General features: G+C 56.4%; 15 protein-coding genes. 5 read left to right on the top strand and 10 right to left on the bottom strand.

Annotated features, from left to right (window positions below):
- Window positions 1–76 precede the first annotated feature (76 nt).
- Entirely contained in the window at window positions 77–475 is a 399-nt protein-coding gene (locus tag DQW50_RS02610) for an iron-sulfur cluster assembly scaffold protein (protein ID WP_112077754.1), read from the top strand.
- 30 nt (window positions 476–505) lie between these two features.
- Here the strand turns inward: DQW50_RS02610 and DQW50_RS02605 are convergent, their stop codons facing one another.
- On the bottom strand, window positions 506–1,759 hold the full coding sequence (locus DQW50_RS02605; RefSeq protein ID WP_112077753.1) for a trans-acting enoyl reductase family protein: 1,254 nt from the start codon (window positions 1,757–1,759) through the stop codon (window positions 506–508).
- Between the two features lie 232 nt (window positions 1,760–1,991).
- Here DQW50_RS02605 and DQW50_RS02600 point away from each other — a divergent pair, with 232 nt between their 5' ends.
- The 3 genes from DQW50_RS02600 to DQW50_RS02590 all read left to right on the top strand — a co-directional run bounded on the left by DQW50_RS02600 (window position 1,992) and on the right by DQW50_RS02590 (window position 6,241).
- Window positions 1,992–2,822 (top strand): alpha/beta hydrolase, encoded by an 831-nt coding sequence (locus tag DQW50_RS02600; RefSeq protein ID WP_112077752.1) that lies wholly within the window; start codon window positions 1,992–1,994, stop codon window positions 2,820–2,822.
- A 661-nt stretch (window positions 2,823–3,483) separates the two neighbouring features.
- Window positions 3,484–4,896, top strand: a complete 1,413-nt coding sequence (locus DQW50_RS02595; protein WP_112077751.1) for a DEAD/DEAH box helicase family protein — start codon at window positions 3,484–3,486, stop codon at window positions 4,894–4,896.
- Window positions 4,883–6,241: a DUF790 family protein gene (locus tag DQW50_RS02590; protein WP_112077750.1), complete on the top strand. Its 1,359-nt coding sequence runs from the start codon at window positions 4,883–4,885 to the stop codon at window positions 6,239–6,241. The genes DQW50_RS02595 and DQW50_RS02590 overlap by 14 nt, the downstream gene beginning before the upstream one ends.
- A gap of 36 nt (window positions 6,242–6,277) precedes the next feature.
- Here the strand turns inward: DQW50_RS02590 and DQW50_RS02585 are convergent, their stop codons facing one another.
- From DQW50_RS02585 to DQW50_RS02570, 4 genes are all read right to left on the bottom strand, one after another.
- On the bottom strand, window positions 6,278–6,742 hold the full coding sequence (locus tag DQW50_RS02585) for a hypothetical protein (protein WP_112077749.1): 465 nt from the start codon (window positions 6,740–6,742) through the stop codon (window positions 6,278–6,280).
- Between the two features lie 35 nt (window positions 6,743–6,777).
- On the bottom strand, window positions 6,778–7,128 hold the full coding sequence (locus tag DQW50_RS02580) for a calcium-binding protein (RefSeq protein ID WP_112077748.1): 351 nt from the start codon (window positions 7,126–7,128) through the stop codon (window positions 6,778–6,780).
- Window positions 7,125–8,123 carry a hypothetical protein gene (locus tag DQW50_RS02575; RefSeq protein ID WP_112077747.1) on the bottom strand — a complete coding sequence of 333 codons (999 nt, stop codon included), beginning with the start codon at window positions 8,121–8,123 and terminating at the stop codon, window positions 7,125–7,127. The genes DQW50_RS02580 and DQW50_RS02575 overlap by 4 nt, the downstream gene beginning before the upstream one ends.
- A gap of 258 nt (window positions 8,124–8,381) precedes the next feature.
- Complete coding sequence (locus DQW50_RS02570; RefSeq protein WP_112077746.1) at window positions 8,382–8,705, bottom strand: hypothetical protein; 324 nt, start codon at window positions 8,703–8,705, stop codon at window positions 8,382–8,384.
- Between the two features lie 521 nt (window positions 8,706–9,226).
- On the opposite strand from DQW50_RS02570, the gene DQW50_RS02560 reads away from it, so the two are divergent.
- Window positions 9,227–11,422: a hypothetical protein gene (locus tag DQW50_RS02560; protein WP_112077745.1), complete on the top strand. Its 2,196-nt coding sequence runs from the start codon at window positions 9,227–9,229 to the stop codon at window positions 11,420–11,422.
- Here DQW50_RS02560 and DQW50_RS02555 read toward each other — a convergent pair.
- The 5 genes from DQW50_RS02555 to DQW50_RS02535 form a co-directional block, all read right to left on the bottom strand.
- Window positions 11,419–12,537: a hypothetical protein gene (locus DQW50_RS02555; protein WP_112077744.1), complete on the bottom strand. Its 1,119-nt coding sequence runs from the start codon at window positions 12,535–12,537 to the stop codon at window positions 11,419–11,421. The genes DQW50_RS02560 and DQW50_RS02555 overlap by 4 nt on opposite strands.
- The gene (locus DQW50_RS02550) at window positions 12,518–12,970 is read right to left on the bottom strand and encodes a hypothetical protein (protein ID WP_112077743.1); all 453 of its coding nucleotides are present in this window, start codon (window positions 12,968–12,970) and stop codon (window positions 12,518–12,520) included. The genes DQW50_RS02555 and DQW50_RS02550 overlap by 20 nt, the downstream gene beginning before the upstream one ends.
- A gap of 105 nt (window positions 12,971–13,075) precedes the next feature.
- On the bottom strand, window positions 13,076–16,792 hold the full coding sequence (locus DQW50_RS02545) for an exodeoxyribonuclease V subunit beta (RefSeq protein WP_112077742.1): 3,717 nt from the start codon (window positions 16,790–16,792) through the stop codon (window positions 13,076–13,078).
- Window positions 16,789–19,872: a PD-(D/E)XK nuclease family protein gene (locus DQW50_RS02540; protein WP_157964837.1), complete on the bottom strand. Its 3,084-nt coding sequence runs from the start codon at window positions 19,870–19,872 to the stop codon at window positions 16,789–16,791. Before DQW50_RS02540 ends, DQW50_RS02545 begins: the two co-directional genes overlap by 4 nt.
- Window positions 19,873–20,118: 246 nt before the next feature.
- Window positions 20,119–25,410, bottom strand: a complete 5,292-nt coding sequence (locus DQW50_RS02535) for a DEAD/DEAH box helicase (protein ID WP_112077740.1) — start codon at window positions 25,408–25,410, stop codon at window positions 20,119–20,121.
- Between the last annotated feature and the right edge of the window lie 36 nt (window positions 25,411–25,446).

The following is a 25,446-nucleotide window of genomic DNA, read 5'->3' as shown; positions in this document are numbered from 1 at the left end:
CGAAGAAATCTCGTTGGGCACTCAACGGATAACAATTTCCCGAGCAATCTTGATCTTGTAGATCTTGCAGAGAGACATGGACGACAAACTCGTTCAAGAGATGCTCGGGGATCACTCACGGAATCCACGGAATTACGGTGAACTCCAATCACCTGATATCGAAGCCGAAATGACGAACCCGCAGTGTGTCGGCCCAACTCATCCCGATGGCGACCGTGTCTCCCTTCAGGTCGCTCTTAGCGACGAAGGAAACATTGTCGAGGCCGTTCGCTTTACAGGAGATGGATGTACATTATCTCAAGCTGGTGCTTCGTTGTTGTCCGAACAGATGGTTGGTACCGCTGTTTCTGAGATCATCGAGTGGGATAACGAATACATCGAAGAACGTGTTAGAATGGAGTTGACACCCAGCAGGCTCCAGTGTGCAGAATTAGTCCTCACGGCTTTTCGGCAAGCGGTTGAAGACCACGATTAGCTCCCGAGAGTCATCGCCATGATGTGTTGCTCATTGCCACGCACCAGCGGTCACGGTGAAGCCAACATCCCGAAGTCGATCACCGAGTGGATCACCAATCCCCGAAGCGGGCGTCAGAATGCCACCGTCTAGCGGTGACTCCGTCTCACCTCGCAGCAAGCACATCCCAGCCTCTCCGAGCATCCGGGCGGTTGCGCCATAGCCAGGATCCAGTTCGGCTCCGATCTCACTTACGACAGTGAACGGCCCATCGGTCGTTGTCCCTCGGCCGATGACACGAATCAAGAAGTGACCTGATTTAATCTCCGCTTCCGAGGGCCCTGTGCCCGGCTCAGGGAACACGAACCGACGCAATCCACGCCGAAGCAGCCGACTCTTCATCGCAGCGGTTCCGACACCCAAGCCGAGTGCGATCCCGCCAGCTGCTGCGGCACCGCCGATCCCAGAACTGGTTGGGATGACCTCTGTACACCGAAACTCTCGGCCCCACGGATACTCCAAGAGGGCATTGCTCCGTCGGATTACCCGTTCGTTGACGGCTGCCATCGGCGAGGGAGCCGTCCATATCGAGCGGATGGAATCTCGCTGTGGTCGTCGTTGTTCGCCTGTATCGACACCGTAGCGTTCGCCCGGTGGAGCCAACGAGTACGGATTCGATACTGTTTCTCGGGCAATCGGATCAGTTGCGGCGGCTTCGAATAATTCGGCCGCACTGGCTAAGGTGCCGCCACTCACCCCACCCTCTCCATCTTCGAGATAGATACGAACGAACTCACAAGAGTCTCCAAACTCCTCGGTAGCGTACGATTGCAGCAGTTTGACCCCGAGGTCGGATGGGATCGAATCGAACCCACAGCTGTGGACGATTTTCACGTCGGCAGCCACAGCATCGTCGTGATAGCGGTCGATCATCTCTCGAACCCAGTTAATCTCCCCGGTGAGATCACAGTAGTCGGTTCCAGCCTCAATGCAGGCTTCGACGAGTGGTGTCCCGTATGTTGTGTAGGGCCCGACTGTCGTACAGACGACCTGCGTTTGGCCGGCCATCTCACGGAGGCTCGCCGGTTTGGTGGCATCACCGACGACAATGGCGATCTCCTCTCGATCAGACTCATTTGCAAGTCCTTCTGCGAGTCGGCGGAGCTTGGATGCATTTCGACCACCAAGAGCAACAGACAGTTCAGCAGCGGGGTAGTGACTGGTGAGATGTTCGGCGACGAGTTGGCCAGCGAATCCTGTGGCTCCCCAGACCACGATATCGTAGTTGTTTGTTGTAGATGACACGGGTTTCTACTACCAATAGGACGCGAAGAACCTCAACTGTTCGGGCAAGGCTCTGACCGGTGATAGTGGAACCATCTTATCCGGTTTCTATCAGGAACTGCTGTGCCAGATGTAGAGAATAGATTCAGTACGTGGCTCTCGTGTTATTCATCTCGGATAGAATAAATCACCCGTTGGAATGTGCTGCTCATCATGGGATATCGTTTAATTGGGATCGCGCCGTCTCTCGGCCGTGGACTGGACTCGTCAGAGCATCGCTGCCGTCGCTCTCGGCATCCTCCTCGTGGCACTCGTGCTCGTCACGATTGGTACCGTCGCGTACTTCGCTATCGGCTACGGCCCAAACGCCGAAGCGCTGACTACTGTCGAAGGAAACGAGGCGATAACGATCGAGCGATTCGACAGAGGAACCGCCGTCCGGAGCGGACCAATCACCAACAACACCGTTGGTGTCGTCTACTATCCCGGAGCGCGGGTAAACCACGAGAGCTACGTGCCGACCGCCGCGTCGATCGTCACGGAACGCGATATCGTGGTCGTTATTGTCGACATGCCGCTCAACCTCGCGGTCTTGGCACCGAACCGCGCCACCGACGCTATGGCAACCCAGCCCGCAGTTGAGTCCTGGAATATCGCCGGTCACTCCCTCGGCGGTGCCATGGCATGTCGCTACGCCGCGGACAACGCGGCGGATCTCGACGGACTCGTTCTCCACGCAGCGTACTGCGACGTCGACATCAGTCACAGCGATCTCCGGGTGTTATCCGTCCTCGGCACCGACGATGGCGTTCTCAACACTGACCGAGAACGCAAACACCGTGCGTTGCTCCCCGCAGATGCGGAAATCGTCGAACTAGATGGTGTAAACCACGCCGGGTTTGGTGCCTACGGGCCACAGCGTGGCGACACACCTGCACCTCGTGAACCTTCCGCGATGCGCGCTGACGTCGCCGATGTCACCGGTTCCTGGCTCGTTAGACCGAACATCGGCACCACGAACGAAACAACCGTGAATACCACAGCGAACGAATCGGCGAAGACATCGGCGATTTACACTGGATGACGACCGGGATGCACCGAATCGTCTAATGAATCATGGACGTACTAAATTGGTCCCGCAAGATCGACACTCGAACAGTGCTGTTGTATCAGTTGAACTCGGAGACAGCCGCTTTAGGACTCGTAACATAGAGACTTACTGTGGGTCAACGACATCCCGGCACTCGGGACATTCAGCCCAGACACCGCCCGCATACTCTATCAGAGTATGACGGGACAGAATCTCACAACCGCAATGCGGGCAGTCGCCGAGGTGCGGGTCCTGAGTGCTCATATGAGTGTGAAGCGTGTGACTGAGGGACGCAATGCCCTCTGCTTCTCTCTAAGGGAACGAGCCCACATATACCTCAGTGAACCAAAGTGAAAGTGGAAGCAGACTTAGTTACTTGATCTAAAGCCTGCCGTCTGAGAGATTGTCGTCATCAAATCAATTTGGTGAACGTTGCTCGCCCAACCGTTCACGGACGTATATCCGAGAGTATCTTGATATCCTCCCCGTGGTGAAGGCGAAGTTTTAGCCTTGCAACTTCGATAATTGGCGATTGACAGAGCACTAGTTTCGAACGAAGAGTATGAAGCACCGAAGCCGCCACGTCGAGTCACAGGAACCACTCAAACGCGACCCACAGATTGAATCCGGCCGGTCGCATGCATCTACATAGCGAATGCGGATCGAATTCGACGACGGAACTCTCCTACTCCGTGACGCGACCGAGAATGTGCCCTACGCGGAGTGGGACGACCGCGTCGACGAGCATCGCACACAGGCATATCGATATCGAGCCCTCCTCGAATGGGCCGGCACATGGACGGGCAGCGACGACCAAGCCACGCTCCGCGATGGATTCGGTCGGTCCTGCGAGGATGCTGCTCGGGCCTACCCCGACCTGGAGCTTACGCCGGCGCTCCACATCGAACCGCGTGACTACCAGCAGGCCGCCCTCGACGCCTGGATCGACCACGGGCGGCGAGGGAGCGTCGTGCTCCCCACGGGCAGCGGGAAAACCTTCCTCGGGCTGCAGGCTATCGCTGACGCCGGCGTCAGTGCGCTCGTCGTGACGCCGACAATCGACCTGATGAACCAGTGGCACGCCACGCTCACCAACGCCTTCGGCGACCAACTTACAGAGCCGGTCGGCGTCCTCGGTGGCGGTAGCCATGACGTCACCGCGATCACCGTCACCACCTACGATAGCGCCTATCGCTACGTCAACGAATACGGCGACCAGTTTGGGTTGCTCGTCGTCGACGAGGAACACCACTTGCCAGCCCCGACCTACCGGCAGATCCCCGAGATGATGATCGCGCCGTATCGCCTCGGGTTGACTGCAACGTATGAGCGGCCCGACGGCAAGCACGAACTCCTCGAGGACCTCCTCGGCCCGGTCGTCTACCGTGAGGACGTCGACGAACTCGCCGGCGAATACCTCAGCGAATACGAAACGATCCACATGTCGGTCGAGCTCACGGCCGACGAGCGCGAGACGTACGACGAGGAGTATCAGATCTATCGCGACTACGTCGACAGCCACGAGTTCGACCTCTGGAAAGAGGAGGGTTATGCGGAGTTCCTCAAGCGCACATCCTACGACCCACAAGGCCGGCGGGCACTCATCGCCAAGCAACGGGCCGAACGAATCGCCCGCACCGCCGAGAAGAAACTCGACACGCTCGACAATCTCATCAAGCGCCATCACGACGACCGCGCCATCATTTTCACCGCCAACAACGACTTCGCCTACGACATCTCCCAGGAGTTCATCGTCCCATGCATCACCCACCAGACGAAGACGGACGAACGCACCGAGATCCTTGAGCGGTTTCGCACGGGCGACTACTCGATGCTTGTGACTTCCCAGGTCCTCGACGAGGGGATCGACGTCCCGGCTGCGAACGTCGGGATCATTCTCTCGGGGAGCGCCTCGAAACGCCAGTACGCCCAGCGGCTTGGCCGGATCCTCCGACCGACGGACGACCGCCAACCGGCCCGCCTCTACGAAATCATCACCGAGGAGACGATAGAGACCTACGTCTCCCAGCGTCGCCGCGAAGGGGTGAGTGCCAGTGCTGACGGCTAACCTCGCGCGCTCACACACGGGTGACGAGACGGTTACGCCGCTGTTCATCGACTCTGACGAGGAGCGCTATCGGGAGACCGCCCGCGAACTCATCCAGTTGTTCGAGGACCATCTTGGCGAGCCGAAAGGTGATCTCGAGGACGCCATCGGTGAGCTGACCGTCGCGGATACGGACTACAAGATCGTTCAGGGCCTCGCGAAGCTCCTCAAAGACGAGTGCGAATTCGAGGTCGTGGCCTCCGTCGAACCGCGCGAGATCCGCCAGCAACTCTTCGAGAAAGCTAACGAGCGCTATCCGATCGTCCGCCAGCCCACCCTCGGCGAGGACACGCAGAAACTGGAGGTGTACAGCGCGGTCGCCGACGACCTCGGACTGTCGCTCGAAGAGTGTTATCGCGGGATGTACGCCGATCTCGAGGACAACAAGCGACTCGTCCGAATCGGGACGCGGACGGCCGACCAGTACGCCAGTGATGATGATGCATCGACGTCGACGACCAACCTGACCGGCAGCAGCGACGCGGAGTACGAACACACGGATCTCACCGTGGACTGGTTGTTGACCCGGTACAACCTCGCGCTGGCCCAAGCGGTGCTCTACGATGCGACGGAGATGCGAATTCGCGTCTGGGATCACTTCGGGACGGTGTTCAGCTACGTGAAGCTGTTCGGGTTGATGCACCGGATCTATCCGATCGACGTCGACGGTGAACGCGTCCCGAGTACCGACCAGGCCGCCGGCTACGAGGCCGTGCTGGACGGGCCCGCGTCGCTGTTCTCCCAATCGCAGAAGTACGGGATTCGCATGGCGAACTTCCTGCCGGCGTTGCCCCTCTGTGATCGGTGGGAGATGACCGCGACGATTCTCGTCGACGAGACGACCGGCGAGACTCGACAGTTCGCGCTCGACCACACGGAGGACCTCGATTCGCACTACAGTGCTGGCGACCAGTTCGATAGCGATGTCGAGCGGACGCTCGCCCGGAAGTGGGAGCGAGCGAATACGGAGTGGGAACTTGTCCGAGAAGACGACGTCTTCGATCTCGGTGCCGAAGTCATGATCCCCGACTTCGCGATCGAACATCCGGATGGACGACGAGCAATCTTCGAAATTGTGGGCTTCTGGACACCCGAGTACCTCAACGAGAAGCTGGCGAAAATTCGGGGGGCCGATCTCGACCACTTGCTTGTCGCAGTCTCGGAGCGGTTAGAGTGCTCAGCGGACGACTTTGAGGGGGCGAGAGACCGTGTTCTCTGGTTCAAATCAGGGATTCACGTCTACGATGTGGTGGAGTTGGCAGAGGCGCACGCCATCGACGGACACGCCCCTGATCAGCAACACTGACCGGGGCCGCTTCGCCGCAAATATTCCTCAGGATGACTACCAGCCTTCGCTGGGTGGCGGATACTGCTCGACAGGCTCGCCTTTCTCTTTCACGACTTCCGGCTCTGTATCGTTGGTTCCGCCCTCGTTGATCTCCTTGAGGATGGCATAGAAGCGCCATTCGTCACCGTAGTCGAAGAGGTAGCAGATCCGGTCGCGTTCGTCCAAGTCCAATTGACGGGCCATCTGACCGACTGTCGTCTCGCCCGCGTCATACTCCTCGCCACCGCGCAACATTCCGTCTGGGGATTGTTCGATCTCTCCAGGGCGCTTGTACTGGACGTCGCTGTCCCAGTAGTCTTGGTCAGTTCCGAAGAACCAGAGGTGGTCTTGGTCCAGTCCGACCGCGCTGTTGAGTACCGACTGGAACTCGTCCAGGGTTCGGTCCGCCCCGACGACGATGTCCCGCCACAGCGACCGGGGGTCGTGCTCGTACTTGACGCGGAAACGGTAGGTCGCCATATTTGTGGAGTTCTTTTGTATCGACGCTGGTGACGTTATCGGTCGAGCCAGTAGTGCCAGTCCGAAACGGCCTGCTCAGTGTCATCACTGGCTTCAACCGGCTCCAGTTGGCTCAGTGGGACACCGAACTCCCGATCCATCCACTCGATGGTCACGAACTGCTGGCGGAGCGATGGCTCCGATGACGGTTTGCCGACCACACGAACCGTCTCCCCTTCATCCAGCGGTGATACTTCCTGCTCTTCGATACAGCGTGCCTCGAAGGGAACGTCCATCGTCTCCTCCAGATAGATGTGCCACCCCATCGCCTGCTCGTCTTGGGTGTAGGCATCGACAATGATCTCCATCTTGATGCGCTCTTCTCGCTCCTCGTCTCGCTCAGTCATGGTTCACCACCAGCCCGCGTGTGGAACTCTGAGCCCGACTTGAACTCCGTGAGTTCCTCGATCCGGTCTTCGAGTTCCTCGATCTCCCTGCGCAGTTCCTCAGGTTCGTCACCTTCGGCGGCCGCAAGCTGGTCTTTGAGTCCCTGGAGGCGTGTCTCCTTGCGTTCTTTGTCCACCTCGGCCTTACGGACGTACTCGGACTCCTCGATCTCGTATACGTCGCCCTCCGAGAGTTCGGTCACGTCGAGGGCATCGTCTACCTTCTGGCGGTCTACACCCATTACACGCTCCGGGTCGACCCCGGCGTCTTCGAGCGTCTCCAGCACCTCGTTCTCGTCTCTCAGCGAGCGGTTGCGCCTGGTTGTGCGCTGGACCGAACCGAACGAGCCACTGACGGGACGGTCGTAATGGAGCCGGTTGAGCAACACGTCAGCAACGTCCTGACGGAGGTCGTTGGCGTTGCGCTGAACGTCCGAGAGCAGGGTGTAAAGGTTCACGAGGGCGTCCGTCTCTATGTCCTCTAGGACCTCGACCTCGTGGCGTTCAAGCGCGTCGATGAGCAACAGTGCATCAGCGTACACGTCCAGATCCGGCTCGGTCCGTTCCTCCTCGATTGTCTCAGCTTCGTCTCCCGAATCGAGTAGCTGGCTGGTGGTCGGACCCTCTGTCTCACCAATCACCCCCTGATCCTCGTCGATCTCGAAGCGCGGGTGAAGCGACAGGACAGCTGGATACGGATCGGCGTCGGGCGGGAGTCTATCGAGGTCGAAGCCGTCCGGCTCATCGGTGATCCGTCGGTACAGCGTCTCGAACTGGTCGCGCTGAAGCGGGCGTGTCTCGTCGATGTCGCGGTCCAGAAACTCGATGACGACCCGTTGCTTCTGTACGTCGGAGACATGGATTCGATCGTGTGACAGCGGCGTGGTGAGCGTCGCGCTATCCGGGAGATCATCGAGTTCCTCAAGAAGTGTGTGCCAGCTGACGGTGAACGACATATGCCGTGGTTGTGTGCCATTCGGACTAAATCTTGTTCACGATCCGGCCGTTGGTGGGTTCAGGACCGTATCTTCGCGCCATCCGATCAGGCACACAATGTGAGAATACACATGGTGTCACAACCAGCACCCGATAACCAAGACAGTGAACTCGGCCGTGAAGCGCCCGCTCGGCTCGCTGTACGAGAGCGTTCTTGATTCCGTGAGTTTAGGTCAAAATCAAGCCGGGTTTCTGAAACTCTTGGTCTGTGAGAGAGTTTAGTGGTTCTGTACCCGCTTGATGAAGTCCGGACCCGCTGCTCTTAGCATCTCCGTCCATGACCTGAACTCCGTCCGGTCGTCGACATAGACATCTAGATCCGGCTCCGGGATCATCTCGAACTCGGCCAGCGTCGTGACATGCCACGGGCTGTCCCGCATGAATTCAGCAAACGTCTCTGCGTCGGTATAGAGTCGCATGAACGAACTCGGAAAGAACGCCTCGAAACTAATCGGTACGGTGTGGTCGTCGCTCTCGCAGTCGGGCGGCAGCGCCGCATCCGTGTCAAGTTCCGTTTCAAACCCCACGATCTCGAAACTCATAGCTTCTACACGCTGTACTCAAATATAACTGTAAACGGTAATTGCAGTATCGAGAACGGTGATCATCGGTCCTTTGAGTCTCAGACGGTCGAAGGGTTGGTTGGAAGTCCGATGGTTGGCCCTTAGTCACCGTCAGACACGGCCTGTACCTCTTCAAGGAGCGCGTCCGTGGACGCCCACGTGTGAGCACGGTCGACCCTCCGAGGTTGTGGGTCGGTGAGGTTTGGTTGGATTCCAGTAGCTGTTCTAAGATCCTGAGTTCTTCACGCCGGTCAGCTACAGCGGAAGCGACGTTGTACTTCTCGTCGGGGAAGACCTTGTGCTGACCTGGCTGCTGAGCCTGAGGAACGGAGTCACCGGTGAATGAGCTAAATAAGGTCTCAAATAGCCCCATACACATCGTCCGAAAGGCAGGCATAAGTACTTGGTACCGCGAGTTCAGCGAACCTTTTGGCTCAAACATCAGCAGTTCACCGGAAAACCGCGGGGTATTATATCCTGTCAATAGCGAATAGAACATAATGGGTCGGTTCATCAATTCGTTTGAGATCGACGTGCCGCCGGTGACTGCAGATCTCTATGATATCGATCCCCAACCCAACGACAACTACCCCCTTCTCAACGCCCACGCCACAATCCTCGAAGAAAACATCGGAGGAAGGGCACGTTGGTACAGCCAAGGTAGTCGACACTACATCGCGGTAATCGGAACCGAGCAAGAGTACGCCACGATTCAATCTGCGGAGGGAGCAGAATTAGAATTCGCTCACGAAACAGAGCTCGATTTCTCCGAGTGGAGCGATTTCAAGATCCTGCAGGAAGCGCTCATCGAGGAGTTGAAGCAGGATCTCGAAGCGGACGGATACTGGTACGACTCGACGAAGAATACCTTCTATCGGGAAAATCGTGAGACGCAAATCGAAGGATATGATATCCACCCCGGCGTCGAAGTGCGAATTAGTTACCACGACCGACCCCTCATCACTCTGGATCCGACGCTTGGAGCGATCGGATCGCGCACGCTAGCGGACTACCTGAACGACGATAGCTGGGGGATCGACCGAGTCAGCGAGGAACTCGTCGGGCGGACGTTCATCTTCCAGACCTCGGATCGGACCTCCTGTACTGTGACGGGGGTTTTCGAGAACACAACCGTTTCTGAGGTCCCGCCCGGCCGATTCGACAACGAGACACTGGATGAAATAGAGGACCGACACGGTCGGGAAGTCGCGGACAAAGTCGACCCCTCTGAACCGACCGTCAAAATCCGGTACGGAAACAGTGATTGGTATCCCGCTGCCCCATCGTTGCTCCTGTTTGCACCGTCTGAAGATCGCCCGGACGACATCAGCCAACGGGCGACGTTCTCGCCTCGGGAACGATGGGAGAAAGTCGAAGGCTTCCGTGAGCTGATCGGCAATATCAATATCGGCACTATCCAGACCGACATTAGCCAACCGCCGGTGCGTGATGGGATTAGCGCATATGGATATCCCGTACTGACGTTCGGCGACGATCCCTCGACAGAGATGGGCATCGGACGGCCGAACATTAGCTTCGACGGCAGCCCTCTCACTCAGGAATATTGGAACCCGGCGAAGCAGGGATATCTCGAGGAGGTCGGTCCTCGACGCACGTTTGATGAGGATTTCAATATAGCAGTCCTCTTTCCAGAGGGTGCGGAAGACGACGCTCTCAGGGCATATCAACAGGTTCGGGAATACGTCGAAGATCACCTTGGAATTATCCTCTCGGATCCACCAGGGAGAGTCAACTACGAGGATCCGCACGAGGTCGAAGACTGGCAGCAGTCCTTAGATAATATCGACGCCGGATTTGGCTACCTCCCCCAGCACGACGAAGAGGTCTACCACCAATTGATCGAGATACTGGAGGGGAAGCCGCTGCAATCGTTGACAGCAGTGAATCTACGCAGCGCTCAGCGGTCGGGACACGAGGACGATGTTATTGCGAATACGGCAGTCGGGTTAGGGGTGAAGCTGGGCGTCGTCCCGTTTAGTATCGAGAATCAACTCGACACAGACGCCTACCTCGGACTCAGTGTGACAGGTCGCGACCGGACGGTAGCCAGTGGAGTCGTTGTGTCGGGAACCAATAACCAGATTCTCTACCAAACGGAGGAGACGAACCCGACCGGTCGGAGTACCGTGACGAATCAGGGCTTAGCGAAGCAGATTCTAATTCGAGCTGTCCAGGGAGCAGTCACCAACCCCCGATCTGGATTCGAGCAATTGGACTCCCTGACGATTCACCGAAACGGCTACCTCGGCGACGAGGAGATCGCTGGACTCCGTGAGGGGGTCGAATATCTGAAATCGAATGGGTACGTGACGGACTCCTTCAAGTGGGTAGGCGTCGACGTCCAACATTCCCCAACATATCGTATCTACGACGACGATGGAATGCCGGATATGGGTTCGTATGCGCAGCTGGACGACGAAACTGTCCTGCTACTTACCACAGATGCTCCGCAATTGAAACAGGGTACACCCCAGCCGATCCTCTGTAAGATAGCTGTTGAGGAGGGTAGTTTCGATATTTACTCAGTCGGACGCGACGCGTTCTATCTCTCCGAACTGAATTGGGGCGCACCTTCGAAGGGAATCAAAGATCCGCTGACCGTGTATCTCACACGGAGAATGAACCGCCGTCTCAGTCACGACCGCGTCTCACGCCTTACTTATCCCCCGTTCTAGGGAGAATAGGTATCCAGCCAGTATTGATTCGCTGCTAATCGATGTGCCCGCTCTGGGCAGTCCTCCGGGGCTACACCAGCTGAGATGTCGTCAACGAGTACCTCGATATCGTGATCAACCGCTGCCGGGACTTCCTGCGTGATGAAGGTCCGGAGGTCGCCGTAGTCGTAGGTCTCGTAGATTCGCGGCCGACTGTGTTCAAGAGCATCGAGATGGCGCTCGAATGCGATGCGGTCATCGCGAATTCCGTCCATTAGCTCGGGGAAGAAGTCATCAGAGAGGTCCATCACGAGATCGAATCGAAGTGCGGGTGGTGGATGAAGGTCTCTATCGGCATCCTTCTCGATATAATACGGGTTTGAGTGGTGAAGGTGCCTGGCAAGCGAGGAGAGATAGGCCGGTCCGAAGGTCAACACCCCACAGGCGTCACAGAACAGCTCCTCGAACCACGTCCGCCATGAGCGTGCGAAATGAGCCTCATCATCAATCTCTTGGCGAGTTCGTCGTTGCACTTCTCTCACGGCATTATAGAAGTCCGTCTTTAGTTCGTCCTGCCGGTCCAAGACCGCGTGAGCTAGTTCGTGAGCCACAATTGGGGCATAGAACTCCGGGTCACTCTGAGTTCTGGGGAGAATGAGGACGTAAATCTGGCTCAAGTCACCGGTAGCAGGGATATTCTGATCGAGGGGATCGATTGCGAATCCATCCCAGATCACTGGGAGGACTGTAATATCGATTCCAAATGCCTCCTCAAGTTCCGACGAGAGGGATGACGCGTGGTCGAGCCGACTAGACGTAGTCGAGTTGCGTTGATACTGATGTAGATCTAGGTAGACAAGTTCTATCTCCAGTACCTGGAGTTCCGAAGCAACGGCATCGATAGCTCGGAGGTACTCTTCGTACAGTTCGTGAGTCGCTTCAGCGTCTGGTTCCTGATCATATGCTCGTTCGTAGAGGAGACGGGTTTCCTCGATATTATCGAATCCGTCCTCAACGGAGCTGTAAATTGAATTCGTCGCAGGAACAGTCGTGTCGAGGGTATCCAGAACCTCGCGTGCAGCCTCGAACTTGCCCTGAAGAAACGCAACTTGGGACTCAGCGAGTTCCGTCGGCAAGAGTCCCCCGCATACGGTTGATACTATCTCGAGAAGTGCGACTCGCAGTCTCCGAGATTTCCTTTAATTGTTGACGGACATCGTCGAGACCTTCTTGATAAGTGAGAGTTTCTTCGGCAGTCTCCATAACTTCAATCAGATCGTCGAAATCGCCGACCAGTCGAGAGCTTGCAGTAATCGCGTTCTTCTGGATCTGCTCCGCAATTGCTAACTCGTACGGATCGGCGTCGGGATCTTCATCGAGCGCGTCACGAATTCTCTCAAGCAGGTGTCGGCCCGACTCGAGTTTCGCTTGCAGATCTTCCTCACTCTGCTCAAGGTCGATGCCGTCACGCTTCGCTTTGAGGATAGAGATGGCTACGAGCGCCTCGTCAGCACGCTCGCCGAACCGCCGGTTGGCCTCGTACCGGCGCTTCGCTCGCCATCGAGTCATAGGCTAGTATGTGTGTACGCCTTGTCGAGTCATATAACTTTTCGCTTTAAATTTCGAGTGCTGAGAACAGAAATAGGAAATAGAGCCCGAGAATACGTGGATTCCTCAGTGAGCGCCCGGACTTCCCGGGACTGCCGCGCCGGCGGACTGAGTTAACTCCTCGAGTTGCGTGTTCAGGTCATCACCGAGAATATCCAGGGAGAGCATATCGTGGGTCGTGGTCCGGTGCTCATCGGCGTCAGCAAAGTACAACGTCGTGTGAACGGTTCGGGAGTCGTCATTCTGGTGGAGAGCAGCAGCATACACCTCGAGTTGTGGCCAGTACTTCCCTGCGAGGTCGTCGACCGACCGTTGAGAGGTATCGTTCGTCTTGTAATCGATGACGTGGTAGCTGTCCGGGGTGACCAGAAGCAGATCGATATCACCGACGATTCGACCAGCCTCTAACCGTGCTACAACCGCGAGTTCCTCGTGGATAGTCATCGGCGATTCATCGTCGACGACACCGTCACGGAACTGCAAACAGCGCTCAGTGTACTCTTCGATCCGGTCCAAATCTCCATCGGTCACCGTATCATCTAGAACAGAACCCAGCCGGGACGCGATAGAGCGCCACCGATCTCGATCAGGTCGTAGCTCACAGAGTTTGTGGACGATCGTTCCCAGATGGTTGGCCTGTAGACCGTCGGTTTCGAGACCCGCGGCATCCTCTTCGAGTTCGTCGGTGTAGACGGCTACATCATCGGGAGAGAGTGCCTTTGCGAAGTTTGTCGCTGTAATCGACGTCGGGGGAGTGGATACCTCTGGAGCAGGAATGTCGATCTGGGGATAGTCGCGCTCAGTCGATGCCGACGCGTCCCAGTCGTGGACGGGGGCTGTTGGTACTCGAACCGTGTATTCACTCCCACGGATGGTGGTCGTATGCTCTGCCCCGACGGAGAGTGGGCCAATAATATGCCCCGCGTCGCCATCCTCGTCTTCTAACAGAATTGGTTGGAGCCAGTCACGCCAGTACCGAGCATCTGCGGCGTCATTCGCATCACCTAACCCCAACTCTTCCCCCTCATCAGCCTCGATGGAGTGAACGCCACTGAAGAGTAGGTGGTCTCGGGTCCGCGTCGCTGCGACATAGAGGAGACGTTTCAGCTCGGCTCGTTCCTGCATCCTGACCTCGTCCTGAAGCCTCGTCCGAGCGAGCGTGTTCTGGTGCTCGTAGGGATCGTCAGCTGACGGAGCTTTCAGACCAAGGACTGGTTCTGACCCGCCGTCGGCGACATCGAGTTCGTCGAGGTAGACTTTCCCATAGTCGTCGACGTCCCCTTGGAAGTTGAACTCGGTGCCAACTTCGGGTATCGCAACGATAGGGAACTCAAGTCCCTTCGCTGAATGGATGGTCCGGATCTGGACGCCGTCAGCATCTTCGGGAATAGTCGCCTCGTCGGCGTGGGACTCGATCTCCTTCCGACGCTCGATTCGCGTAAGAAGTTCCGAGACCGTCTTGACGCCACCTTCCTCCCACGCGCGGAGCTGTTCGCGGAATTTGTTGATGTTCACTGCCGCCTGCCGTGGCCGTTCGTCGGCGCCGACACTAGCGATATACCCGGTGTCGTCGATGATCTGGGAGAGCAACGTCCCCCACGGAACCGTCGTGTCAGCCGAGACCTCGTCGCTGACGGCAGCGAGTTGTCGCCATTCGCTCAAGAGGCGTGCTGCGTCCTCGAGGTCGTCCTCAGTCGTCTGGAGAGCAGTCCAGAGTGATTGACCCTCGGAGTGGAGTCGGGCGAGGTCCTCGTCAGGGAAGCCAAACAGCGGCGACCGGAGGACACCGTAGAGCGCGATGTCGTCGTCCGGGTTCTCGAAGAACGTGAGCAGATTGACCAGGGCTGTGATCTCGGGGGCATCCCAGAACCCGGTCCCCGACACAACAGTATACGGGATCTCGTATGCATCCAGCGCTCGTTCGTGCTCCTTGAGACGGGTGCGAGCGCGCAGCAGGATAGTGATGTCCTCAGGTTTCGCAGGTCGAAGGCACCCTTCGTCTTCATCGTAGATCTCGGGCGAATCGTCTAGCAACGAGGTGAGGCGGCTGGCGAGCGCGTGGGCCTCACGCTCTCCGTGGCCAGCGAATCGAGGTGTCTGATTCAGGTAGTCGTCACCGTGGAGTGCCGGGATGTCCTCGTCGGGAACGAGGAGGTACTCGACCGAACCGGTGACATCGCGACCCTTTCGGCGTTCGTCGGTAAGCGCCTGCGGCTCGGCTTCGTAGTCGCGGTACTCGTCGTCCATCGGCTCGAATACCTCGTCGAAGAGCGCGTTCAGAAACTCCCGCGTCTCCTCGATCGTTCGGAAGTTACCTTTGAGTTGCTTGGTTGTCTCGATGTCGTCTGGATTAGCCGCGGCAAGGTCTTCACGAGCCGAACCGAAGGTGGTCACGTCAGCCCCACGGAATCGGTAGATGCTCTGTTTCTCGTCGCCGACGAGGAAGACGTTCTGAGCGTCAAAGTCGTCGGTATCACCGGCGGTCAGGAGTTTGATGAGCTTCCACTGGAGCAGGTCGGTGTCCTGCATTTCGTCGACCATCACGTACTCGAACTGCGACTGAACCTGCTCACAGACGCGGTCGTTCGCGTTCAGGAACTCGATACAGGTATGGATGAGATCGTGATAGTCGAGTGTATTCTGATCCGATTTCGTCTGCGTGTACTCCTCCAGAACGGTACAGTAGAGACGAGCGAGGCTCAGGACGTAATGACTACTGTTCCACTCAGTGTCGAGTCCGCCGATGAACTCCCTCTCTTCAGGTTCGAGACCTTCCAGAAGCGCATCCGCCGCTGCGTCTAATTGCTCCTGTTCATCCTCGCGAGCACTCCAACTCGACTTGGATCCTCGGTACCAGTGACGCCGGCTGTATCGGCCACCACTACCCGTCGTCAGTCGGTCACAGATGACATCGAAGGCCCGTTGCCACTCTCTGCCTTCCGCCTCGCCAGTGTGAATCCCGGTATCGTGTGCAATCGCGGAGACAGTCTCAATGAGCTCCATTCCGTTGTCGCTGGAATCGATATCGAATCCCTGGTCATAGAGATCGCAAATGGTGTGCAGGGCGGTCTGTACTGACGAGTCACTGAGGAGTGCTTCAGCTATCTCCTGATCCGTGGGATAGAACGTGGCCCAGATGTGGTCTAAATACTCGTCGACAGACGCGTCTTCCCAACGAGTGGCCCACTCGGTACTCATTGGTCGGCTATTAAGCAAACCGACGAGAACTTGCTCGAGAGAATCCCGATTCCAGAGACGAGCGAGACGGCGAATGTCTTCGTTCGTCTCCCATCGAGCGTCGATCGTCTCTCGGACCACCTCCTGCATCAACACCTTGGCATCAGCCTCGTCCAGCGTGTCGAACTCGGGTTGGACGGGGGCTTCAACGACGTACTCGCGGAGCAATCGCGAACAGAACCCGTGGATGGTGTGGATATAGCCGTCTTCCAAGTCGTCCTTGATATTGCGCCACCGGCCGTAGTCGTACTCGTCAGATTCGGGGGCTTCACTGAGGCGCTCGGCTACTTCCTCCCGGATACGCTCCTGCATCTCATTCGCGGCATCGTTCGTGAAGGTGATCGTCGCGATGTTCTCAGGTCCGATGTCGGGGTCGGACTCCAGCATCTCGAGGTAGCGGAGAGTCAGCGTCGTCGTCTTTCCGGTCCCCGCCCCGGCGGTGATCGCGATATTGTGATCGAGTTCCAGAGCCTCCTCCTGTTCTGTTGTCGGAGAGAACCCTTCTTCGTCTTCATCGTCCGACGGCGTGTTGTCGAGTCCGGTCATTCGTCCTCAACCCCAATCGTATCGAGGAACGACCCATCCCGCGCCCGCTGTGGGACGTACCCCGGCGCACCGGACTGGTCCATCTGTTGAATGATCTCCTGGCGTTGGTGATGACGAACATCACAGACATCGCGATAGTCGCAGTAGTGGCACCCGGCCTCTTTCGGCGGGAGTGTAGTCGTCTGGAAGGCACCGTTCTCAATACCGTCAGCTATCGCGCCAACTCGCGAAGGGACAGTTTCGGTGAGAAACCGCTCGTAGTCCTCGTCAGTTCCATCGTTCCGTTCGATGTAATACTGAAGACTCCACTTACGCGTAACATCGGTCGGTGGTTCCGTAACATAGAATTGGCCGTCGACGGTGCCGAGTGCATCCCCGTGTTGTGCTGTCAGTTCAGCCCGTGTAGCAAGTGTATAGAGCGGGAGCTGAAATTCGATACCGTCGATTGTCTGAATGGTCTCCGGATCGCTCGTCTTGTAGTCGTGCACCAGTCCCTCGATGGTACCATCGTCCTGTTCGCGAAGGCTCACTCTGTCGATGAATCCACCGACGGGTATCTGTCTTCCATCGGGTGTCGTCACTGTAATTTCCCCCCCTTCCGAATCGTCGAAGTCCATCGGTACTTCGAACCACGCCGGAACGTCGTCGTTGTCGTCGTACTCGGCATCGAGGAACCGGACGAAGAGCCCCCGATCGGTTCCCTGATGAGGTTGCCCATCGCCGAAGTACTCGTTCGCGTCAGGCGTCGCCAGCCCAGCGAGGAGTTGTTCCAACCACCGTTCGTAGAACACGTCGTCGAATTCGATATCGGCGTCAGCAAGGCTAGCCCGCGTCTGTTCTAATAGCCGTTCCTCCAGGTCGCCCCGATCGTACTCAGTGAGGTGAACCGGCTCACCGTGGTCATCCTGAAGCCCCTGATAGAACTCCTCGAAGATATCGTGGACAAGACTCCCGAGATCGACTTTCTGAGGCTCGAGATGGAACTCGTCGGGCGCTTCGATGCCCAGGATCCGGTTCATGTAGTAGGCGTAGCCACACTGAGCGTAGTCTTTCAGCTGTGTCGGGCTGTACGGCCCACGTTCCCCGTGGAGTTCCGCGACCAACTCGGAATCAAGCTGTGCATCGTGTGGGGATAGTTCGGCGTCGGCTCGACTTTCAGCGCATCTCGCACCCGCCACAACGCGCTCTGCTTGCTGTCGAGAGAACGCTCCAGAGTCAGCAGCGTGCGTAACCGCTTCCTCCCGAGACGCCCTCCCTTGATGATGCCGAAGTGCCCGCTGGACGTCTTCGGGAACGGCGTTTCCAAGCTCATCGGGCGACGGCTCAAGGCCGGTTACACGAGCGAGTTCGTCGAGTATCGACGACTCTAGAAGGTCATCGTCATCAAATGAGGTCTCGGGCGTCGTGATGTAGACGCTCTCCGCGCCCGAGAGCAAGGTCGCAAACTGGTAGCGGGCCTCTGCTCGGTTGTCGGTGAGAGAGATTTCGGGGATGTCGTCGAACATTCGCTCGAAAAAGATCGGGCGGTCCTGTTCGACCGGGAAATCCTGTTCGGTCAGCCCGACGAAGTACAGGTGCGAGTAGGACTGCATGTAGGCGTCGCGCGGCCCGACGATCTCGACAACATCCAGTGTGGGTTGGCTCGGTGGGGGGACCCTAACCTTCTCAAGCGCATCGTACACCTCTTCGATGGGATCGTCCATCCCAAAGCGCTCAGCCACGAATTCGACGGCGTCGAGCACTTTCTCGACCCGATTGTACGACGCAACTTCCATTCGAGCGTCGAATGACGTTGCACCTGCTTCGATCGTGTCGACATTTTCCGAGAGATCGACTGTTTCGAAGACAGTTCGCACGGCCTCAACGATGTCGTCAGCCCCCGCGGCCTCGGCATCGCTGGTGACTTGGAAGAGGTGTTCCAGAGCCTCAGCGGAGTCTTCGTCGAGTTCCTCGAGGAGCCGGTCTGTATCGACTGTCGGAAGCCGGCGAGCGAGGTCTGCAATAGCGGACCGGTCCACGTCGGCGTTGTCTCTACCGATAGTCACAACCGGGTTCGTCGCGAGGCGGGCAATCGTATCCGTCCGTGTGTCATCGACACAGAGGTCAGCCAGATCGAGCATCGCCCGGCCGGCGTACGTCTGATACAGCAGTTTGTTCGAAAACCCGACCGACTCGATGTTGGCGGCCTCGAAGATATCTGCGACCTGCTCCTGATACGAGATCAATCCCGGAATTACAACCAGGATGTCGTCAGGGTCTGCGCCGTCCGCAAGCTGTTTCCGAATTCGTCGAGCGACTTGTCTGACCTCTCGGTCCGGCGTAGGGGCACTGTACCAGTGGATTTGGTCGGGAGAAGTCGTATCTTCATCGACCCCCGGTGTCGGTGTATAGAGCTCCCCAGCAACATTGACCAACGGGTTCGAGGAGTCAGGGACAATAGTGGTCGGAGGGCCAGCAATATCCAGATATGTTTCCATAGCGTCGGCCGTGATCTGGTTCGCACCGTCGGTCGGGGTAGCCGTGTCGGCTAGTGGGAGCGAGATGTAGACAGGGAACGCTCCAGCTAGCCTCTGGAGAAAGACTTTCTCGTGGTGGGATAGTTCGTAGAAACCGGAGATCACGACGACGTCGACGTGGGGAAAAACCTCGGTCAACGGAGCGTCGCTCTCCAGGACTGTTCGGTACGCCTCACTAAGGGTGTAGACGTCATCTCCAACGCCATCTTGTCGAAGGTTGTAGAAGACCTCGTATACGTTCGACAGGATATCGGCTTTCTCAGGCGGTAGTTCGGAATTTTCGACGAGGTCGCGGACAGCCTCCGGCGAGTGATAGCCCTCGCCCTCAAGTTCTGTGATGAGGTCCGTGAAGTGTTCCCGATACAGATGCGCATCTTCTAACAGGCCTCGATCAGTTATAGTTCGGAGCGCTCGGTCAATTAGCCGGCGCCGCGTTAATACATCCAGTAAGGCGCTTGGATCCGCGATCTGATCGTGGCACTCACCTACGACGGTATTGAAATTTGTCACTCGCAGACGAAGGGGTCTGTAGTTTGCAGCCCACGTATCCGCGACATTGTCCATTCGGTGTTCGTTATTCTCGATGTAGAGAATACTAGCCGGCTGATCTCCGGCTCTTTCGGATACCCGTTCGAAAACTGCTGATTGAAGAGCATCGGGCGAAGGACTAGTTAAAAAATTGTGGCCATTAGCCATACAACAGGCAAACAAATCCCTGTGACATAATATTGTTCCAGGACAGGAGGATGTTTGGGTGGGGGAAAGGGGCAGTCATACCATCTTCAGGAGTAATCGTATGTCCAAATCACTCTATATTCCTTCCCAGACTTCAGGAACCTCAGCAGGGTCAGAGATACTAAGATAACGATAATTCATTTTGAGAAGCCGTTGCCGTTTCTCCTCGTCAGCCTGACGCACATGTTCTTTCTCGTGAACTGGACCGTCAACGAACACGATCACCGGTTGTGCCCGACCATCTGCCTCGAAATAGAAGTCCGCTTCGACGATTGGTTCATCCCCATCATAGACCGTTTTTTGAGCATCGTCAGGGAGCTGGAAACCTTCATCCTGAACTGTTTCCAAAACGTTGCGTTCAAGCTGGGATTCGCAGGCATCGAGGAGCTCCTCAAAGTGATCTGAATCGGAGTCACTTGCTATCGAATCCAATGACATCGACTGTGCTGCACGAAGCCACGGAATGACGAGATTCCGATCGAACAGAGGATGTTCGCGCTGATTGTAATAAGACATGAGGCAATCGTAGCAGGCCCGCTCGCAACCATCTGGGTCGTTGACATGGAGCACATCAAGCGCTTCCTGTATCGCTCGATTAAATCGGTGCTTAGCCGGATTCGTAAGGTCGTGAAGCGCACCAGCACCGCCCTCACTTGTCTCATGGATTACGACGGTAAGATCACCGTGTTCACCTGGTGAGGGTTTGAGGAATGTTGAAAGCTCCTGCTCATCCAGATCGAACTCAACCAGAACCCCCTGATAGAGAGCCTCCTTGAGAGTGCGATAGAAGGATTCTGCGTTATCAGGGTCAACATGGCCGGGGAGCGGCGTGGTGACGGTAATCGTGTCATGGCCCCCTTCTGTGTAAAGTTCGATCTCCTGTCGAATCGCTTCCTCATCGGCGTTGGCATAACAGCCATCATCGACGTGTCTGTCGATCTGGCTATAACTTGTGAGCCAGCGGTTACATTCAGTACAAAGTGCAAAACCCTGTAGCTCGTCATCATCTCGGCCACGAATGCCGCTGTTTACCGTGACAATGCGGGCGTTCGACTCATACGTGACATGCGCCGAGACGCCATCTCCATTTAGCGCATACTCCGTCGGATCCCGACGCTCGTAGTACTGTGTGATATCGTATCCTTCTCGCTGGCGTTCTTCATCGTCGCTCGTAATGTTCTCCTCTGGATATGCCCGCTGGTCGGGGAGCTCCATCGTATTCGGATTCGTGTGAACGCCAGCAAATGAGTAGCCACAGGCTGGACACCCGGCGGCCTCTTGAGCATCATCGCCCATCAGTATCGTCTCACACTCTGGGCACACGATTTTATGTCGGGTGACGGGTTCAGCGTCGCGGGTTTTCGGACGGGCGTACCGAACTGCGTGGCGCTCTCCACGGTAGTAGACGTGATTACCGGGTGCAAACTCACGGATTGCTTGAGCTTCGTCCCGCTGGATGTCATCCTCCTTGGTCGTGAATCCAAGTGTACAGTTCGAGCGTGGGAACCCGTAATTAGGCAGGAAGCCCTGAGATCTGAGGTACTGGTACGAGTAGAATCGCTTTCCACCATTTCGCATATCTTCAAGTCGGCGCTCGATCGCATCCCGTTCCTGACGTTCGAGATATTCTCCACGTTCAGCGCCCAGTTTCTTATTTAGGCGGCGGCGCTCACGAGTTAATCGCGTATATTCGATCCGCCACGGGTCGAAAGCGGCGTCAAGGTTTTCGACGAAGTCATCGACCTGTTGCTCGATATATGATTCAGAAAACCAATCACTGAACTCAGTGTGCTGTCGTTCCCTATAGAATGCATTTTTTACTGCCTCGATGATTGCTGTCCTGTTGCGAGCGATAGCGGTCTCGAGTTCATCTCGATAACTGTCGTAGATCTCATAGCCATCCCCGGGTTGAATGTCAAGTATATCACTAATATCTCCCTGAAGCTTGAAATCAATCACTTCAAGCACGAGAGCGTTGATATGAGCCTTGATGAGCTCCTGGTTGTTCAGCAGGAACGTTGGCGGCGAGATTTCTCCGGCAATAATTCGTTCAGGTCGCTGGTAAAAATACTGGTCGTGGGAAGCACGACCGAAGCCACTCCCACAGAACGTGGTAACCAAAGAGGGTTGACTTTGCCGGCCAGCTCGCCCGGATCGCTGAGCGTAGTTACTAGGATTCGGTGGGACGTTCCTCATAAACACGTTCGACAGGTCACCGATGTCGATTCCGAGCTCCATCGTCGGTGTACAGACGATGGTGTTGAGATCGTCGTCTTCGCGGAAACGCGTCTCGAGTTCCTTGCGGAGTTCGCCTTCGATCTGACCACTATGTTCGGCAGCAAGGATATCCACGGCCTTGTCGAAAGGAAGTGAATAGAGATCATAGAAGTACGAATCCCGGAGATCTGTTGGTTCGGGAACGACGTTCCCACAACTACTGTTGAGGCAGAGGCGCAGTCGGTCACGGGTCACCACCGTTTTACATTTCGGACAGACAGAGACATCGCTCGGATCATGGGCAACGAGCTTGACGAAGCCCGGGTTGAGCATATAGGCTGCCCGTCCACGATACACAGAATCTTCGACCAGCAGGGGCAACTCGTTTTCATCACTCAGAAGATCAACGACCCCATTAATTACTTCGGCAGCACGGTCCGTGTCAACATCGAAGGCTCGCGTCGTCCACTTTACGTGCCGGGACCGCCAGTCCGTTAGCCGATGGATCTGCTCTGTCCCGCTCGTGTCTGCAGTATCGCTGAATCCTTCGGGGAACCTGAAGTACTGCTGTTTGTGGAACTTTGTCTCTTCATGGAGATTGTTGATTGTGTTTCGTCGGAAGTCGCCGAAGTTAGTGAAGATACTATGATTGACTGCAGCGGTTCGTCGGAACAGGTCGAGGAATGCTTTGCAGTACTCATGTCGAACTTCAGGATCAGCAGTTTCTAATTCGGGGATGCCCTCCCAGACCTCATCAATTTCAGCCAGATCGTCAAGGTGCTCATATTCAACATCGAGGAGGCCAACGTCCTCAAGACTCTGTTGGCCTCTTTGCTGGCTTTTCCGAAGTTCAAGTAGCACATGGAACTGTAGATATTCGCTAAATCGTGCCTTCTCGTCGTCAGGTACGCCGAAGCGAGTGGTCTGGAGTTTATTGGGGAGCGCGTCATTCTCTTCCAGCGCATCAAACGTGCGATTTCCAATATCTGCAAGGCTAACACGGTCATGAGATTTGAGAGCTTCATATAGTGCTCGGCGGAACTTGACCCGCTGATAGAGATTATTCAAGTGAGCCGCCTGAAGCGCAGTATCCTGTCGATTGTCACTGAACGCGATCGTTTTCTGCTGGGTGTCAGGCAGTTCCTGCATCGTCGACCCGATGAGAACGTCCGTCGCCGTGGATCTACCGACAGTGCCGAACTTGAACATCTTTGATAGCTCCATAGCACGGCCCATACGTGTGTGACTCACACCGCAGTTCGCACAGAAGAGGAACTCCGCTTCGGTCCACATGATCTTGATCCCTTGAGTCGCGAAGCATCCACAGCGGAGTTGACCGCTATCTTGATGCCCGTCTGTTAGACGGTTGTGTTGGGGACAGTAAGTTGCAGGCTCGGGCACCGCGTCAACCCAAGTATCGCGAAGAGTGCCATCATCATCGAACCAACCAGCAGGGAGTGTTACTTCGTCGCGATTCCACTCTCCACGCATGACGTATCCAGCCGTCTCGTTGTCCTCAACACTGAGATCACTGACCTCCCGCGGTGCCAGGTGCCCATCATCTGTCCGAACGATCGTATAGTAATCCTGTCCGCAAGCTCGGCAGAACGAGAGCGGGAACGCGTTCCGATTGCGTTCATACTTATTAGCGCAGTGACGACACTGGATGTCGCCGGCGTCACTTAGGTGGGGGTCGTCGTCTTCAAGCGTTTCCGGTGTGAGGCAGGCCACTAATCCCGATCCTTGGCTAAAGAAGGAGTGGAGCTTTGGGACGAAAATCGGCTGTTGTTCTCCCTGGACATCAGTCGTCCCAACTGTGCCTGCGAGCAGCGCTGCCTCCAGTTCTCGTCGTGCTTCTTGTGGCGTTGCACTCGGTCGGTATTCCTCACGATACTGAGCGACGAGCGAATCGTCTTCATCCTCTGTTGAATCAGCAGGCGCGACCTGTTGACTCTGCTCACTCAATTCTTCGTCAAGAAACGCGACCGTTGGATGAGCAAGCAGTACATCACCCAGCGACGCAGCTGTCTTTGTTTCTTCTTTACTCAGCGAACGCTCGGTGAGTTTTTCCGCGAGTTTGGTCGCTTCGTCTGCCGAACCGTCAAATCGTTGGATGTCTGCCTCGGTAACTTCGACTGAATCCGGTAACTGTGTCCCACCGGTGAATTCTAACGCATAGTGGGTTTCACCGATGACGTGATCCGCGTCGACAGACATACCGAAGATCCGCTCCGAGAAGTCTGCAATTTCTTGTTCGGCGTCGATCCCTTCCTCACTCTGGACCGTCGCAGAGGTGCCGATACAGGTGAGATCATCCCCCGCGTCGGTGTGCTCACGAAGGCGCCGGATGAGTGCAGCGACGTCAGCTCCTTGTTGGCCAGTATAGGTATGGATCTCGTCTAAAACCAGATATTCTAACACACCTTCGTGCTGCGATGGGAACAATTCCTTATCCTGGTGCCGTGTCAGAATGTAATCCAGCATAACGTAGTTCGTCATAAGGATGTCCGGCGGATCGTCGCGAAGCTCTTCTCGAGAGACAACCTCACAATCGTAGGGCTCTTTCCGACCAAACTGCTGAAGGAACTCGGCTTCACTATCCGGATTTGTGGGTGTGTCGCCAGTATAGAGGCCGAGACGGAGGCCAGAATCGTCGAGGCGTTCAGCGAATTCCTCATACTGTGAGTTCGCCAGGGCGTTCATCGGGTAGATGATGACTGCCTTTATTCCATCCTCACCCTGCTCTTTGGCTTCTAGACAGTGGCTGACGATGGGTATCCCGAAAGCGAAGCTCTTCCCCGACCCCGTGCCAGTAGAGACGATCGTGTTATTCCTACTTTCGATGGACTGAATCGCCTCAGTCTGGTGTTTGTATGGCTCGATGGGGTCACCGCCAACGTCGGTGAATACATCCAAAATACCTTCGTGGAGTTTGCCGTCTACAACGAACTCTTCGAGGGTGTCGCCGTACTGGAACCGCTGATTCAGTTGGACGAACGGCTCCTTCCACAGTACCTTACCCGTCTCGATTCGGTTCTCGATCCAAGCGTTGATGATCTCATCGTCGACGTTCTGGAAGGTCTCGACGTAGGAGCGGTAGGAGGATTGAACGCTGTCGAGGGCGTCAAAGGGATTGAGACGTGATGCCATTATCTCAGGATGAAACCGATAAGGGAAAATTCTATG

Origin of the sequence: Halorubrum sp. 48-1-W, assembly GCF_003287355.1 — an archaeon.
Taxonomy (GTDB): domain Archaea; phylum Halobacteriota; class Halobacteria; order Halobacteriales; family Haloferacaceae; genus Halorubrum.
This window is presented reverse-complemented; position numbering and strand designations above follow the sequence as displayed.

Excerpts from the sequence above, each read along its gene's own strand:
- DQW50_RS02550 (WP_112077743.1), bottom strand. The coding sequence starts at position 12,970 with ATGACTCGATGGCGAGCGAAGCGCCGGTACGAGGCCAACCGGCGGTTC.
- DQW50_RS02535 (WP_112077740.1), bottom strand. The coding sequence starts at position 25,410 with ATGGCATCACGTCTCAATCCCTTTGACGCCCTCGACAGCGTTCAATCC.
- DQW50_RS02545 (WP_112077742.1), bottom strand. The coding sequence starts at position 16,792 with ATGACCGGACTCGACAACACGCCGTCGGACGATGAAGACGAAGAAGGG.
- DQW50_RS02540 (WP_157964837.1), bottom strand. The coding sequence starts at position 19,872 with ATGGACAATGTCGCGGATACGTGGGCTGCAAACTACAGACCCCTTCGT.
- DQW50_RS02580 (WP_112077748.1), bottom strand. The coding sequence starts at position 7,128 with ATGACTGAGCGAGACGAGGAGCGAGAAGAGCGCATCAAGATGGAGATC.
- DQW50_RS02585 (WP_112077749.1), bottom strand. The coding sequence starts at position 6,742 with ATGGCGACCTACCGTTTCCGCGTCAAGTACGAGCACGACCCCCGGTCG.
- DQW50_RS02560 (WP_112077745.1), top strand. The coding sequence starts at position 9,227 with ATGGGTCGGTTCATCAATTCGTTTGAGATCGACGTGCCGCCGGTGACT.
- DQW50_RS02610 (WP_112077754.1), top strand. The coding sequence starts at position 77 with ATGGACGACAAACTCGTTCAAGAGATGCTCGGGGATCACTCACGGAAT.
- DQW50_RS02570 (WP_112077746.1), bottom strand. The coding sequence starts at position 8,705 with ATGAGTTTCGAGATCGTGGGGTTTGAAACGGAACTTGACACGGATGCG.
- DQW50_RS02595 (WP_112077751.1), top strand. The coding sequence starts at position 3,484 with ATGCGGATCGAATTCGACGACGGAACTCTCCTACTCCGTGACGCGACC.
- DQW50_RS02575 (WP_112077747.1), bottom strand. The coding sequence starts at position 8,123 with ATGTCGTTCACCGTCAGCTGGCACACACTTCTTGAGGAACTCGATGAT.